A 14,103-nucleotide genomic window follows, 5' to 3' on the forward strand; every position below is an offset into this window, starting at 1 on the left:
GCAGGGTGTGAACGGGTCAAAGGCCGGGCATGCCGACGCCGCGGAAGTGGTGGACGGCGCAGGCGCGGCCGCCGGCGTCGAGGTCGATGGTGACGACGTCGATGCGGGTGGCGTCGGGGTCGATCGCTTCGCGTTCGCAGTAGGCGAGGGCAGCGGCGAGGAGGCGTTCGACCTTGGCGGCGTCGATGGACTCCGCGGCGAGGCCGGGCGTGCCGCGGCGGGTGCGGACCTCGACGAAGACGGTGGTGTCGCCGTCGCGGGCGAGGAGGTCGATTTCGTGGGGGCCGATGCGGAGGTTGCGGGCGAGGATGGTGAGGCCGGCGGCTTCGAGGCGGTGGGCGGCGACGCGTTCGCCGAAGTCGCCGAGCCGGCGGCGGGGGGTCACCATGGGAGGGCGAACTGGGCGACGGGGGCGTAGCTGCGGCGGTGGACGGGGCTGGGGCCGCGGGCGGCGAGGCGCTCGCGGTGCTCCGGGGTGGGATAGCCCTTGTTGCGGCAGAAGCCGTAGCCGGGGTAGCGGGCGCAGAGTTCGACCATGACGGCATCGCGGGCGACCTTGGCGACGATGGAGGCGGCGGCGACGGCGACGGAGAGGGCGTCGCCATCGATGACGGGGCGGACGTTGGGGAGGGGGAGGTCGAGGGCGTCGCTGATAATGGCGCCAGGGCGGACAGCGAGCTGTTCGAAGGCGCGGAGCATGCAGAGGCGGCGGGCCGGGAGGATGCCGATGCGGTCGATCTCTTCGACGGAGGCCCAGCCGATGGCCCAGGGGACGGATTCGCGGATGCGTGCGGCGAGGCGCTCGCGGGCGGGCTCGCTGAGGACCTTGGAATCGCGGACTTCGCGGTACCAGGCGAGGCGGCGGCCGCGGGGAAGGGCGACGACGGCGGCAGCCACGGGGCCGGCGAGCGGTCCGACGCCGACTTCATCGACGCCGGCGACCCACTCGGCGCCGGCGTTCCAGGCTTCGCGCTCGAAGCGGAGGGACGGGACGGGAGCCGGCACGGGGGAAGTGTAGCCGACGCGGGCGGCAGAAGCCCGGGTCTGCGGGGGCGTCCGCCGCGGAAGGCGGGGCTTTGGTAGGCTGTGGGGGTGACCGGGGAACGGAAGTACGCCGAGGCGGGGGTTGATATTGCGGCGCGGAGCCGCTTTGCGAAGTCGCTGCCGGGGATTCTTGCCCGGGCGCGGCGGCCGGAGGTGCTGAGCGATGCGGGGCCGTTCTCGGGGCTGTTCCGGCTGGGCGACCGGTACCGCGACCCGGTGCTCTCGGCGAGTGCGGACGGCATCGGGACCAAGGTGAAGCTGCAGCTCGCGGCGGGGCGGCTCGACCTGTGCGGGCCGGACATCATCGGGCACAGCGTGAACGACATCCTCGTCTGCGGGGCGGAGCCGCTGTTCTTCCTCGACTACATCGCGGGGAACGGGCTGACGACAGAGCAGAAACAGGCGCTGGTGGAAGGGGTCGCGAACGCGTGCGCCGAGGCAGGGTGCGCGCTGCTGGGCGGGGAGACGGCGGATATGCCGGATGTGTACCCGCCGGGCGAGTTCGACCTCGCGGGGTTCATCGTGGGGGTGGTGGAGCGGGACGCGATCATCGACGGGAGCAAGATCCGGCCGGGCGACGTGCTGATCGGGCTGCCGAGTTCGGGGCTGCACACGAACGGGTTTTCGCTGGCGCGGCGGGCGCTGGACGTGGCGAACGGCGAGCCGGCGGAGGAGACGCGGCGCCGGCTGGAGGAGCGGCCGCCGGAGCTGGGCGGGGCGACGCTCGGGGAGGCGCTGCTGGCGACGCACCGGCCGTACGCGCGGGAGGTGCGGCCGGTGATCGACCGGGTGCACGGGATGGCGCACATCACCGGGGGCGGCTACCGGGAGAACGTGCCGCGCATTCTGCCGGAGGGCGTGACGGCGGTCATCGATACGCGGGCGTGGGAGGTGCCGGGGATCTTCCGGCTGATCGCCGAGCGCGGGCGGGTTTCGGCGGAGGAGATGTACGAGGTGTTCAACATGGGCATCGGACTGGTGCTCATGGTCGGCGCGGAGGATGCGGACGGGGTGCTGGCAGCGATCCCGGGGGCGGTGCGGATCGGCGAGGTGCGGCCGTGGACGGGGCGGCCGGTGGAGCTGGCCGGGCTGGCGTGAGGGATCAGCCGGCGAGGTAGAGGGCAGCGCCGGCGGCGGGGATGACGACCCAGACGAGGCTCGAGAGCAGGATGGCGACGGCTGCGAAGAGGCGCGCGTCGTCTTCGGGCGGTTCGCCGGCGTCGCCGACAGCGTCCCAGAGGGCGCGGAGGGGCTGGCCCATGATGATGACGGCGCGGCGATGGGCGTGGCGGGCAGCCGAGAGGAGGAGCGAGGAAAGGACGACGAAGAGCACGAGGAGGGCACCGAAGAGTGCGCCGACAGCGGGGCGGGAGCCGAGGTCGATCGCGCCGAGGTACTGGCCGAGGGATGCGACGAGGGGGACAGCGGCGCCGCCGGCCACGAGCGCAGGGACGCCACTGCCGCCGCCGGAGAAGCCGGGGAGCAGCCTCGACATCTCGACACGGGCGCGGGCGAGCTCGGAGCGGGCTGGGGTGCCGGGCGGGCACTGGGCCTCGCGGCGGGCGTAGAGGTGGGCGAGGCGCTCGGCGATGGCGCGTGCGTAGCTGCGCGTGATGTAGCCGGCGATGAAGGTCAGCAGGAGGCCGGCGAGCGGGCGGGCGAGCCAGTAGCGGCGCGGAACGGGGATGCCGCGGGCGCCTTCGCGGTCGAGCAGTTCGAGAGCGCGGACGGTGAGGCGGTGGGCGGCGGGGAAGGCGGCGGGGTCGGCGAGGGGCGGGGCCGCGAGGCTGCTGGCGATGCGGGCTTCGAGGGCGAGGTCGGGAGGGAGCGCGGCGAGGGCGCGCTCAGCGACATCATCGGGGCTGGAGGTGAGGAGGCGGCGGGTGGTATCGAGCTGGCGGGTGAGCTCGTCGATGAACTGGGCGGGTGCGTTGCGGGGCTCGTCGCCGGGCGGGGGCACGGAAGCAGTGTAGCGAAGGGGAACGACGCGGCCATCGGGGCAGGAATGTTTGCAATGTGTTTACCGTTCGGCGCCGCCTATCGGGGATTCCCCCGATAGCGGCCGGCGCAGCCCATCAAGGACGATCGGCCTGCGCCCGGATGCCGGAAGGAGGTTGTGCGATGCGTGTGGTGTGTGCCTGGTGCGGCGCTGTGCTGAGCGAAGGGGAGGGGGCCGTGTCGCACGGGATTTGCGGGGCCTGCACCGTGCTGTTCGAGACGGCGTACCTGCGGGCGCTCGCCGAGCGGAGCCGGCAGCCGCGGCGGGCGCGGGCAAGGCTGCGCGCGGGTGCGCCGCTCCCGGGCTTCGAACACGAGGGGACCCCGGCAGGGAGGCCGGTGTGCGCGGCCCCGGCTACCAGCGCAGCCGGTCGATGATCGCGGCGGGGAGGCGGCGAAGGCGGACGTCGCCGAGGCTGGCGACGAACCACCACGAGAGGACAACGACGACCCCGCCCATGACCATGTCGAAGAAGTAGTGGTTGCCGGTGACGGTGACGGCCCACCACATGACGGCGGACATGGCAACGGCGCCCGCGCGGACGAGCCGGCTGCGGGTGCTGGTCCAGACGGCCATGGAGGAGAGAAGGATCCAGCCGAAGTGGAAGCTGGGGAGAGCGGCGTAGTCGTTCACGAAGGGGCCGGGCTGGAAGTAGTGCACACTGCTGGCGGCGCCGTGGACGGTATCGACGAAGCCGTAGTCGTAGCCGTGGAGGGCCATGAGGCGCGGCGGGGCCGCCGGCACGAGCCAGTAGGCGGCGATGCCGACAAGGGCAGAGACGACCAGGACGTTGCGGACGAAGCGGAAGCGGACGGGGTCCTTCCAGAGGAGCCAGATGCCGATGGCGAGCATGACCGGGTAGTGGCCCCAGGCGTAGACCCAGTTCGCGACGGCCATAGCGGGGCCGTTGCCGAGGAAGGCGGCCTGCCAGCGGACTTCGAGGAAGAGGCCGAGCTGCTGTTCGAGGTGGATGAGGCGGAGACTGCGCGCAACCGCCCCATCGACATCATCCGGGCGGACGCCGCGGAGGAAGAAGTAGACGAGCATGAAGGCGGCGGTGAAGGCGGCCTCGCCGGCGAGGGCCCGCAGGCGGGCGGCAGGCCGGGAGGGAGGTGCGCCGGGAGCGGGAGCGGTGATTGTCATGGTGTGCGGGGGCAGCATGTGTTACCAGCCCGTTAACGCTACCGTACGGCAGGATCGGGCGACAAGGGCCGCATGACAGACCGGGAGGTGTAAGAGCGGCGCATGAAGGGGAGGGCCGGGAGTGAGCGCGTTGCGGCGGCGTGCCGCATACTGTAGGTGAGGGATATAGCGATGAACGCAACGGACGACCGCGAGACGACCATTCCGGCAGGCCGCGATGCGGAATTCACCGGGCTCATCCGGTGCAAGCGCTGCAACCTTTCGTACACGCCGTCGAAATCGACGAGCGCGCTGCGGCTGACCTACTGCAGCTTCCTGTGCGAACTGGGGGACCTCGGCTTCAGCATGCAGGGGCTGGAGCACATGGAGCGGGTGAAGAAGACGGACGAACAGCCGAAGGAGACGGTTCGGGCGGGCACGGAGTAGCCCTGCGGCGGCGGCGGCGCATCGAGGACGCAGACCCTGCGCGGAGCGGGGTCTTTTGTTTTGTGCGAAGGATTTGGGTAGGCTACGGCTCCCGGCAGCGCCGGAGACTGGCAGGGGCGTGACGATGACCGCCATCACCCATCGGACGGTTTCGACGAACGGCATCCAGATGCACATCGCGGAGGCGGGGAGCGGGCCGCTGGTGGTGCTGTGCCACGGGTGGCCGGAGTCGTGGTATTCGTGGCGGCACCAGCTGGTTGCGCTGGCGGAGGCTGGCTACCACGCAGTGGCGCCGGACCAGCGCGGCTACGGGCAGACGACGGCGCCGCCGGAGATCGAGAAGTACACGCAGCTCCATCTCGTGGGGGACATCGTGGGGCTGCTCGATGCGCTGGGCGAGGAGACCGCGGTCATTGTGGGCCACGACTGGGGTGCGCCGGTGGCGTGGAACTCGGCGCTGCTGCGGCCGGACCGGTTCCCGGCGGTGGTGGGCATGAGCGTGCCGTATGCGCCGCGGGGAGATGTGCGCCCGACGGACGGGATGAAGGCCATCTTCGGAGACAATTTCTTCTACATCCTGTACTTCCAGGAGCCGGGGAAGGCCGAGGCGGAGCTGGAGGCGGACGTGCGGACGACGATGCGGAAGCTGCTGTACTCGGCCTCGGGGAACTTGGTGCCGACGCCGGAGATGGCGCAGCCGCGGCCGAAAACGGCGAAGTTCCTCGACAACATGGTGGACCCGGCGGAGCTGCCTCCATGGCTGAGCGAGGCGGACCTGGAGTTCTTCGTGGGTGAATTCAGCCGGACGGGGTTCCGGGGCGGGCTGAACTGGTACCGGAACATCGACCGGAACTGGGAGCTGATGGCGGCGTGGCGGAACGCAAAGGTGACCGTGCCGGCGCTGTTCATCACGGGGGAGCGCGACCCGGTGCGCGGGTTCGCGCCGGAGGCGAACATCCGCCAGCACGTGCCGAACCTGAAGGACCTGGTGCTGGTGCCCGGTGCGGGGCACTGGGTGCAGCAGGAGGCGCCGCAGGCGGTCAACGAGGCGCTGATCGGGTTCCTGCGGAGCCTCTGACCCGGGGCTCAGCCGTAGCTGCGGGCGAGGCCGGCGCGGGCGTCGGCCTGGATGCCGTACTGGGGGATAGGGTAGCGGAGGCCGTTGGCGGCGAGGCGCTCCATGCCGGCGATGGCGCGGGGGAGGTATTTCGGCGGGAGGGCCATGAGGAGCTCGTCGTCGAGGACGCCGCCGTAGCGGCGCTCGGCGTAGCAGGGGATGGCGAGGCGCGGCTCGCCGGTAACGAGAGCGCGACCCCAGCTATCGGCGCAGGCGGATTCGCCGACGACGCCCCACTGGAATTTCCGGTAGCCGCTCCACTGGAGGCCGTTGATGAAGATGATGGCCTGGCCGGGGGTGAGGTAGATGAGGCAGATATCGGGCGGGTCGAGGCGGCCGGAGGTGAGGGGAGAGACGGCCATCGCGCGGTAGCGCCCGAAGGGGACGACATCCATGGCGGCCTGGTGGGCGGCGGCATCCTCGGGCGTTTCGAACCAGACGCCGGCCATGCGGCGGCCGGAGCGCCATTCGTCGTCCTGGGGGTGGAGGCCGATGACGGCACCGCACTGGGCGCCGACGAGGTCGTCGGCGGTGATGCCGACGGTCCAGCCGAGGCGGGCGGCCTGGGCGACGATTTGGTCGGTCGTGTGGATGGCGTCCGGGCGGCGGATGCGCGGAATCTGCTCCATCTCTTCGACGGTTTCGAAGAGCTTCATGCCGATGGGGGTGGTGCGGAGGCGGAGGAGGCGGTTGAGCGCATCGACGAGCGCGTTCCAGTCGTAGCGGGCGGGCTCTTCGAGCGGGACGCTGCCGGGTTCGATGATGGACACGGGGCACCTCCGGTGCGGGCGTGCCGGTATGGTAGCGCGGAGAGCGCGCGGCCGGGGGCCCGCGGGAGGCTGCGCGCGGCGCAGGTCAGTGCGCGGATGTGGGGGCTTCTGCCTGTTCGAGGGCTGCGAGGACGGCGTCGAGCGAGGTGAACTTGACGCGGGGGCGGCCCTCGCGGGCGCCGGCTTCGCGCTCGAGCCGGTCGATGCGCTGCCAGTCGGCGCAGGTGAGCCAGCGGACGCCGCGGGCGGCGAGGAGGTCTGGGATAGCGGCAGGGTCGGGCTCAGGCGGGGCGGGGAGGCGGCCGGCGGCGGCATCTTCGACGAGGCACCGGACGGTCTCGGCGGCGTCGGGCTTATTCGTGCCGATGACGCCGGTGGGGCCGCGCTTCAGCCAGCCGGCGACGTAGCAGCCGGGGAGGGGTGCGCCCGTGGCGGGGTCGATAACACGGCCGGCGCGGTTCGGAACGACGCCGAGGCGGTCATCGAAGGGGAGGCCGGGGAGGGGGAGGCCGCGGTAGCCGACGCTGCGGAAGACCAGCCCGGCGGGGATGACTTCTTCTTCGCCGGCGGGTTCGGCGGCGATGCCGCCGGAGGGGGTGGCGACGAGCCGGGTGCGGGTGCAGCGGACGGCGGCGACAGCCCCGCCCGGGCCGGGGAGGAGTTCGAGCGGGGCGATGCAGAAGCGGAGGTGGAGGGTGCGGGAGCGGGGCGGCCCGGGGCTGGCAGCGGTCTCCTGGATGAGCTGGACCTTACGGGCTAGGGTGCGGTCGGCGGAGCGCTCGACCTCGGCGGCGCTGCGGGGGTCGAGCGCGGCCTCTTCGGGGCGGATGCGGAGCGTTGCGCCTTCGAGGGTCGTGAGTTCCTTCAGCTCGGGGGTGGTGAAGGCGGCCTGGGCGGGGCCGCGGCGGCCGAGGACGTGGACCTCGCGGATGCGGCTGGCTTCGAGGGCCTCGATGGCATAGGCGGGCATGTCGGTGCGGCGGAGCTCATCGGGGGTGAGGCAGAGGATCCGGGCAACATCGATGGCGACGTTGCCCATGCCGACGATGACGGCGGCCTCCTGTTCGAGGTCGACGGCGAGGGTGCAGTAGTCGGGGTGGCCGTTGTACCAGGCGACGAAGGCGGTGGCGGGGAGTGAGCCGGGGAGGTCTTCGCCGGGGATGCCCATGCGGCGGTCGGTCTGTGCGCCGGTGGCGAAGCAGGCAGCGTGGTAGTGGCGGCGGAGGTCATCGAGGGCGAGGTCGCGGCCGTATTCGACGCTGGCGAAGAGGCGGACGCGGGGGTCGTGGAGGAGGGGTTCGAAGGCGCGGGTGACGGCCTTGATTTTCTGGTGGTCGGGGGCGACGCCGGCGCGGACGAGGCCGTAGGGGGTGAACAGCCGCTCGAAGACGTCGGCGGACACGTCGAGGCCGGGCTCGGCGAGGAGGTGTTCGAGGGTGTACATGGCGGCCGGCCCGGAGCCGATGATGGCGACGCGGAGCGGGCTGGGCCTGCTCACCGGCCGACCCCGAACTGTTCGATTTCGGCTTCGAGGCGGAATTCGAGGGTTTCGACGCGGCCGGCGAGGCTCTGGAGGAGCGCCTGGGCGAGGTCGCCGGTGGTGACGAGGCCGACGAGCTGGCCGCCGTCGACGACGGGCAGGTGGCGGAAGTGGCCGGAGGTCATGACGGCGAGGACGGTCTCGAGGTCGTCGTCGAGGGTGCCGCAGATGACGTCGCGGGTCATAACGTCGGCGACGGGGAGGTCGAGGACGGGGCCGCCGGCGGCGAGGGCGCGGATGATGTCGCGCTCGGAGATGATGCCGGCGACGGCGCCGGCGCCATCGAGGACGACGAGGGCGCCGATGTTGCGGGCGGCCAGTTCAGTGACGGCTTCGGCGATGGGGGCGGAGGCGGCGATGGTGGCGACGTGGGCTCCGCGTGTGGCGAGGACGGCGGCGAGCTTCATCGGGCGCTCCGGGGGTGGTGTGCCGCTCGGCGACAAGCGAACCACGTTTCGTGATGGACGGGCAATCGGGGAACTCCCCACCGGCGGGAGGGTAGCACGCGGAACGCGGCGGGGCAGGGGCCGGAGGGCCCGGGGGAGGGGACCGGAGGGCCGCCAGTGGCCGTCACCAGGCGGGGAGGACGCCGGGGGCAGCGGGCACGAGGGCGGGCGCTGTCAGCGCCGGGACGATGGCGTGAGGGTTCATCGCAGCGCCTCCCGGGCGACGGCGAGGAGGTCATCGACGTGGATATCCGTGCCCCGGACAGCGACCTGGAGGCTCCGCCGTTCGTCCCAAACGACGACGGCGCTTTCGCCGAATTCGTCGCGGAGGATGGCGCGGCCGAGTGCGGCCGGGAGTCCGTTTACGGTGGCCGGCTCCCAGCGCTCCGCGGCGACCTGGGAGGCAAAACCGGGAGCGGCGACGAGCTGCTTGAGGATGACGACCTGGCCGCCGTGCTCGACCTCGAACCAGCTTTTGCCCGCCGCCATCTCGGCCCGGGCGTTCGGTGCAGGAAGAATTTCGATCGTGACTTCCGAGGAGACGATCGTGCCGCCGCACCGGACCGCGCGGGCGTGCGCGGGAACGCCTTTGACGGGGTATCGTTCAGGGAGCGCGAGCGGCGTCCCGGCGGCCTCCCCTGGGTCAACCCACTGGGCCTGCCCGTGAGCGCACCATTCGCCGAGGTCCGGGTACGCGGTCGGCCCTACCCTGATGCCGTTGATGACCTGGTCGTACCTGGGGAGCGCCCTGTCGGCCTCGATGTAGGGCATGCCCCAGCCGGGCCTGCTCGTATCGATGGCGTCGGCGGGCCGGGGCGTTGGGAGCGGCGTGGCGTCGGCCGGGCCTGAGGGCGCTGCAGGGGGCGACGCCACGACGGCCTCGTCCGACCCGGAGAAGGCACGACCAGCCGCGAAGCCGCCGACGGCGACCGCGGCTGCGAGGGCGGCCCCGAGGGCGGCCTGCTTCGGGCTGAAATGTGTTCGCAGCATGGGGCTCGTCCGTCTCCTGCTTCACCGCCTGGCTCCTGCGCCAGCCCATGCTAGCAGCTCACGAAGGCACCGCTCGGCTGAGAAACATTTTCAGTTGCGCGTAAGGCCCATCGATTTGACGCGGAGCCCGGTCCCGAGGCCGCGCAGGCGACAGCCCTGGCCGGCTTCCCCGGCCGGCGGGCGGGCGCCAGCAGGCGGGCCGGGGGGCTACACTACGGCGGGCACCGACCGGGACACGAAGGAGGGAACGATGACGGAGCGCTGGATGCCGGCATGGGAGATCGCAGAGCGGGTGCGCGCAGGGGAGCTGCGGGCGCGGGAGGTGACGGAGCGGGCGCTGGCTCGGATCGCCGAACTCAATCCGGCTCTGAACGCCTTTATCCAGGTCGATGCAGAGGGTGCGCTGCGGCAGGCGGAGGCGATCGATGCCCGGGTGGCTGCGGGCGAGGACCCGGGGCCGCTGGCAGGGGTGCCGCTGGGGGTGAAGGACCTGGAGCCGGCGAGGGGGCTGCTGTTCACGCTCGGCTCGCGGGCCTTCGCGGGGCAGGTGGCGGAGGAGGATTCGGTGCAGGTGGCCCGGCTGCGGGCTGCCGGGGCGGTGATCATTGGCAAGACGAACACGCCGGAGTTCGGCTACAAGGGGTTCACGGAGAACCGGCTGTGGGGGCCGACGCGGAACCCGTGGAACCCGGCGAAGACGCCGGGCGGTTCGAGCGGCGGTTCGAGCGCGGCCGTGGCGGCGGGGATGGTGCCGCTGGCGACAGCCGGCGACGGGGGCGGGTCGATCCGCATCCCGGCGGCGATGACGGGGTGCTACGGCATCAAGCCGACGGCGCACCGGATTCCGCGGGCGGGCGAGCATGCGCCGACGTGGGGGTACTTTTCGACGCTGGGCCCGATGTCGCGGACGGTGCGGGACGCCGCGCGGTACCTCGATGTCGCGTCGGGTCCGCACCCGGACGACCCGGAGGTTCTCGACGGGCCGACAGGGTTCGAGGCGGCCGTGCTCGGCCCGGCGCCCCGGCTGCGGCGGGTGGCGTGGAGCGCGGACCTCGGCTACGCGGCGGTCGACCCGGAGGTGGCGCGGGTGGCCCGGGCCGCAGCGGAGCGGCTGGCGGCAGCCGTGGGGGCGGAGCTGGAGGAGGCGCACCCCGGGTTCGGCGACACGATGGAGGCGTGGATGACGATTGCGGCGGCGGGGGACACGCGCCTCGTGGACGACATGCCAGAGGAGCAGCGGGCGAAGCTGGAGCCGGGGTTCCTGCGGTTCGCGGAGGTGGGCCGGAAGTATACGGCGGTGGATGTGGCGCGGGCGCTGGAGGAGCGGCACCAGGTGAACCGGAAGATGACGCGGTTTTTCGAACGGTATGACCTGCTTCTGACGCCGACGACGGCAGCGACGGCGTTCGCGGCGGAGGGGCCGCCGCCATCGGAGATCGGGGGGAAGCAGGTGGGGCCGGCAGGGTTCATCCCGTTCACGTATCCGTTCAACTTTCTCGGGCTGCCGGCGGCCTCGCTGCCGGCCGGGCTGGCGCCCGACGGGCTGCCGGTCGGGCTGCAGGCAGTGGCGCCGCGCTTCGCTGACGCGCTCCTGCTGCGGGTGAGCGCGGCCTACGAGCTGGCGAGCCCCTGGCGGTACCCGGGCCAGGATTGACGGAGGAGCGCGGTCAAACGGCCCCGGAAGGCTGGCTCACTCGGCCTGCCATCCGTTCACGGGAGGCTGGCATGCTGAGGGCGACGCATCACAGGAGGTGAACCCGAGATGGGACGACTCGACGGCAAGGTGGCGATCGTGACGGGCGCGGGCTCCGGCATCGGGAAGGCGGCGGCGAAGCTGTTCGCGGCCGAAGGGGCGAAGGTCGTGTGCGCGGACGTGACCGGCGCGGAGGCGGCCACCGCGATGGAGATTGGGCCGGCCCAGGCGGCGGCGATGACGGTCGACGTCTCGAAGGCGGCCGACGTCAGGGAGATGATGGAACGGACGAAGGCGCTTTACGGGCGGCTGGACGTTCTGTTCAACAACGCCGGCATCGAAGGGAAGCAGGCGCTCACCCCGGACTACGAGGAGGAGGAGTTCGACCGTGTGCTGGCGGTGAATGCGAAGGGCGTCTTCCTCGGGATGAAGTACGGCATTCCGCTGATGCTGGAGACCGGCGGCGGGTCGATCATCAACACGGCGTCGGTCGCGGGGCTGGTCGGGTTCCCGAATATCATCGGGTATACCGCCTCGAAGGGTGCGGTTATCCAGATGACGAAGACGGCGGCGCTGGAGTTCGCGGCGCAGGGGATCCGGGTGAACGCGATCTGCCCGGGCGTTATCCGGACGCCGATGATCGAGCGGTTCACGTCGGGTGCGCCGGAGGCTGAGCAGCAGCTGACGATGACCGAGCCGGTGGGCCGGCTGGGGACGCCGGAGGAGGTGGCGGCGCTGGCGCTCTTCCTGGCGAGCGACGAGTCGTCGTTCGTGACCGGCGCTGCGCTGCCGGTCGACGGCGGGTTCCTCGCGCGGTAGGCGGTTCGGCCGGGGGAGGTTCGCGCGCCGGCCTGCCGCCGGGGCCTTAGCACTCGTTTTGGTACACTGCTAAGCGATGGCGACGGGTCAGCGCGACTACTACGAGGTGCTCGGCGTGCCGCGGACCGCGGACCAGGCCGAGATCAAGCGGGCTTTCCGGAAGCTGGCGATGGAGTACCACCCGGACCGGAACCCCGCGCCGGATGCTGCCGAGAAGTTCAAGGAGATCAACCGGGCGTACGAGGTGCTCGGCGACGAGCAGAAGCGGGCGATGTACGACCGCTTCGGGCACGCCGGGGTGGAGGGCGCGGGCGCCGGCGCCTCCGGGTTCGACGGCTTCGCACACTTCGAGGGGTTCGGGGACATCTTCGATGCGTTCTTCGGCGGGGCGGCGCGGCGCGGGCGGCGGCGCGGCCCGCAGCGGGGGAGCGACCTGCGGTACAACCTGCGGCTGACCTTCGAAGAGGCGGTCTTCGGCTGCGAGAAGGAGATCGAGTACCAGCGGCTGGAGCGGTGCAGCGTCTGCGGGGGCAGCGGTTCGGAGCCGGGGAGCGCGCCGGCGGTCTGCCCGGAGTGCAACGGGATGGGGGAGATCCGGCGGGCGCAGCAGAGCTTCTTCGGGCAGTTCGTAAACGTGATGACCTGTCCGCGCTGCCAGGGCGAGGGCCGGGTGATCACGAACCCGTGCGCGGCCTGCCGCGGGAGCGGGCGGGTGCGGGAGACGCGGCGGATTGTGGTGAAGGTGCCGGCCGGCGTCGACGATGGAGCGCAGATCCGGCTCTCGGGCGAAGGGGAGGCCGGCCCGCGGGGCGGCGAGCCGGGCAACCTGTACGTGGTGCTGAGCGTGGCGCCGCACGAGCGGTTCCACCGGGTGGAGGACCACATCGTGCTGGAGCTGCCGGTGAACATCGCGCAGGCGGCGCTGGGCGCGGAGGTGACCATTCCGACGCTGGACGGCGAGATGCAGCTCGAGATCCCGGCCGGCACGCAGAGCGGCGAGGAGTTCGTCATCCGCGGGAAGGGCGTGCCGCACCTCCGGGGAACGGGCCGGGGCGACATGATTGTGAGGGTGACAGTAGTGGTGCCGGAGGAGCTGACCGACCAGCAGCGGAAGCTGCTGGAGCAGCTCGCGGAGACGATGGGGACGCCGACGCTGCCGAAGCGGCACAAGGGGTTCTTCGAGCGGCTGCGCGACGCGATGGCGGGCTGAGCGGTGACGCATCTCTGGTTCGAGATCACGGCGAAGACGCCGCCGGCGCTCGTGGAGCCGGTGGCGGAGATCGTCCGGGGGGTGGCCCCCGGCGGGGTGAGCATCGAGGAGCCGGTGGAGATCCTCGGGCCGGAGCAGGGGTTCCGGGTGCGCGGCGGCGAGCCGGTGCTCATCCGGTGCTACCTGCCGTCGTCGGAGCTCGGGGCGATGCTGGTGGAGGAGCTGCGGCGGGCGATGGAGGCGTACCCGGCGGTGGAGCTGAGCGCGCGCCCGATCTACGAGCAGGACTGGGCGGTCTCGTGGCGGGAGTTCTTTGGGGTGGTGGAGACGGGCGGCCGGGTGGTGGTGGTGCCCTCGTGGGTGGAGCACGAACCGGCGCCGGGGCAGCTCGTCATCCGGCTCGACCCGGGGCAGGCGTTCGGAACCGGCCACCACGAGACGACGCGGCTCTGCCTGGGGTTCCTCGACGGGCTGGTTGCGCCCGGGGCGCGGGTGCTCGACGTGGGCACCGGCTCAGGCATCCTCGCGATTGCGGCGGTGCTGCTCGGGGCGGCGCACGTGGACGCGGTCGACATCGACCCCGTGGCCGCGGAGGTAGCGGAGCAGAACTGCGCGGCGAACGGAGTGTCCGGGCAGGTGCGGGTGCGCGCAGGGCGGCTGGAGCCCGGCGACATCGGCGAGCCGTACGACCTCGTGGTGTCGAACATCAGCCCCGACGCGAACATCGGGCTGGTGCCCGTGTTCGAGCGGGCGGTGCGCCCGGGCGGGGACCTGCTGCTCTCGGGGGTGCTGGAGCAGGATGTTGCGCGGGTGACGGCCGCGTGCGCGGCGGCGGGGTTCGTCCACCGGGAGACGCGGCTGGAGCGGGACTGGGCGGCCATCCACCTCCGGCGGGAGGGCTGAGCC

At 72.1% G+C, this 14,103-nt stretch carries 15 protein-coding genes; 7 read left to right on the forward strand and 8 right to left on the reverse strand.

Translation table 11 applies throughout. The features are described from left to right. Positions 1 to 16: 16 nt before the first annotated feature. Together Tbon_RS04895 and Tbon_RS04900 are read right to left on the reverse strand one after the other, a co-directional pair. Complete coding sequence (locus Tbon_RS04895) at positions 17 to 385, reverse strand: YraN family protein (RefSeq protein ID WP_192498155.1); 369 nt, start codon at positions 383 to 385, stop codon at positions 17 to 19. After that, on the reverse strand, positions 382 to 1,005 hold the full coding sequence (locus Tbon_RS04900) for a ribonuclease HII (protein ID WP_158066583.1): 624 nt from the start codon (positions 1,003 to 1,005) through the stop codon (positions 382 to 384). Before Tbon_RS04900 ends, Tbon_RS04895 begins: the two co-directional genes overlap by 4 nt. 87 nt (positions 1,006 to 1,092) lie before the next feature. Here Tbon_RS04900 and purM point away from each other — a divergent pair, with 87 nt between their 5' ends. Beyond that, the gene (gene purM, locus Tbon_RS04905; RefSeq protein WP_192498156.1) at positions 1,093 to 2,142 is read left to right on the forward strand and encodes a phosphoribosylformylglycinamidine cyclo-ligase; all 1,050 of its coding nucleotides are present in this window, start codon (positions 1,093 to 1,095) and stop codon (positions 2,140 to 2,142) included. Positions 2,143 to 2,146: 4 nt separating this feature from the next. Here the strand turns inward: purM and Tbon_RS04910 are convergent, their stop codons facing one another. Then, complete coding sequence (locus tag Tbon_RS04910) at positions 2,147 to 3,004, reverse strand: hypothetical protein (protein ID WP_158066585.1); 858 nt, start codon at positions 3,002 to 3,004, stop codon at positions 2,147 to 2,149. 393 nt (positions 3,005 to 3,397) lie between these two features. Beyond that, positions 3,398 to 4,186 carry a phosphatase PAP2 family protein gene (locus Tbon_RS04915; protein WP_192498157.1) on the reverse strand — a complete coding sequence of 263 codons (789 nt, stop codon included), beginning with the start codon at positions 4,184 to 4,186 and terminating at the stop codon, positions 3,398 to 3,400. A gap of 171 nt (positions 4,187 to 4,357) precedes the next feature. Between Tbon_RS04915 and Tbon_RS04920 the strand changes: the two genes are divergently transcribed. Both Tbon_RS04920 and Tbon_RS04925 read left to right on the forward strand, forming a co-directional pair. Beyond that, positions 4,358 to 4,612, forward strand: coding sequence for a hypothetical protein (locus Tbon_RS04920; protein WP_158066587.1), 255 nt, complete (start codon positions 4,358 to 4,360; stop codon positions 4,610 to 4,612). A gap of 124 nt (positions 4,613 to 4,736) precedes the next feature. Further along, positions 4,737 to 5,690: an alpha/beta fold hydrolase gene (locus Tbon_RS04925; RefSeq protein WP_158066588.1), complete on the forward strand. Its 954-nt coding sequence runs from the start codon at positions 4,737 to 4,739 to the stop codon at positions 5,688 to 5,690. Positions 5,691 to 5,698: 8 nt separating this feature from the next. On the opposite strand, the gene Tbon_RS04930 is transcribed toward Tbon_RS04925, so the two are convergent. The 4 genes from Tbon_RS04930 to Tbon_RS04945 all read right to left on the reverse strand — a co-directional run bounded on the left by Tbon_RS04930 (position 5,699) and on the right by Tbon_RS04945 (position 9,475). Beyond that, positions 5,699 to 6,493 (reverse strand): DUF169 domain-containing protein, encoded by a 795-nt coding sequence (locus tag Tbon_RS04930; protein WP_404818784.1) that lies wholly within the window; start codon positions 6,491 to 6,493, stop codon positions 5,699 to 5,701. Positions 6,494 to 6,584: 91 nt separating this feature from the next. Continuing rightward, positions 6,585 to 7,997 (reverse strand): ferredoxin--NADP reductase domain-containing protein, encoded by a 1,413-nt coding sequence (locus Tbon_RS04935; protein WP_158066589.1) that lies wholly within the window; start codon positions 7,995 to 7,997, stop codon positions 6,585 to 6,587. Next, positions 7,994 to 8,446 (reverse strand): CBS domain-containing protein, encoded by a 453-nt coding sequence (locus tag Tbon_RS04940; RefSeq protein ID WP_158066590.1) that lies wholly within the window; start codon positions 8,444 to 8,446, stop codon positions 7,994 to 7,996. Before Tbon_RS04940 ends, Tbon_RS04935 begins: the two co-directional genes overlap by 4 nt. A gap of 240 nt (positions 8,447 to 8,686) precedes the next feature. Then, on the reverse strand, positions 8,687 to 9,475 hold the full coding sequence (locus Tbon_RS04945; protein WP_192498158.1) for a hypothetical protein: 789 nt from the start codon (positions 9,473 to 9,475) through the stop codon (positions 8,687 to 8,689). 250 nt (positions 9,476 to 9,725) lie between these two features. On the opposite strand from Tbon_RS04945, the gene Tbon_RS04950 reads away from it, so the two are divergent. The 4 genes from Tbon_RS04950 (at position 9,726) to Tbon_RS04965 (ending at position 14,100) form a co-directional block, all read left to right on the forward strand. Next, positions 9,726 to 11,129: an amidase gene (locus tag Tbon_RS04950; RefSeq protein WP_192498159.1), complete on the forward strand. Its 1,404-nt coding sequence runs from the start codon at positions 9,726 to 9,728 to the stop codon at positions 11,127 to 11,129. A gap of 108 nt (positions 11,130 to 11,237) precedes the next feature. Then, on the forward strand, positions 11,238 to 11,987 hold the full coding sequence (locus Tbon_RS04955) for an SDR family NAD(P)-dependent oxidoreductase (protein ID WP_158066593.1): 750 nt from the start codon (positions 11,238 to 11,240) through the stop codon (positions 11,985 to 11,987). A gap of 76 nt (positions 11,988 to 12,063) precedes the next feature. Next, the gene (gene dnaJ, locus Tbon_RS04960) at positions 12,064 to 13,197 is read left to right on the forward strand and encodes a molecular chaperone DnaJ (protein WP_158066594.1); all 1,134 of its coding nucleotides are present in this window, start codon (positions 12,064 to 12,066) and stop codon (positions 13,195 to 13,197) included. 3 nt (positions 13,198 to 13,200) lie between these two features. Beyond that, the gene (locus Tbon_RS04965; protein WP_158066595.1) at positions 13,201 to 14,100 is read left to right on the forward strand and encodes a 50S ribosomal protein L11 methyltransferase; all 900 of its coding nucleotides are present in this window, start codon (positions 13,201 to 13,203) and stop codon (positions 14,098 to 14,100) included. Positions 14,101 to 14,103: the final 3 nt, after the last annotated feature.

This window comes from Tepidiforma bonchosmolovskayae, from assembly GCF_008838325.1.
GTDB classification, from domain to species: Bacteria; Chloroflexota; Dehalococcoidia; order Tepidiformales; family Tepidiformaceae; genus Tepidiforma; species Tepidiforma bonchosmolovskayae.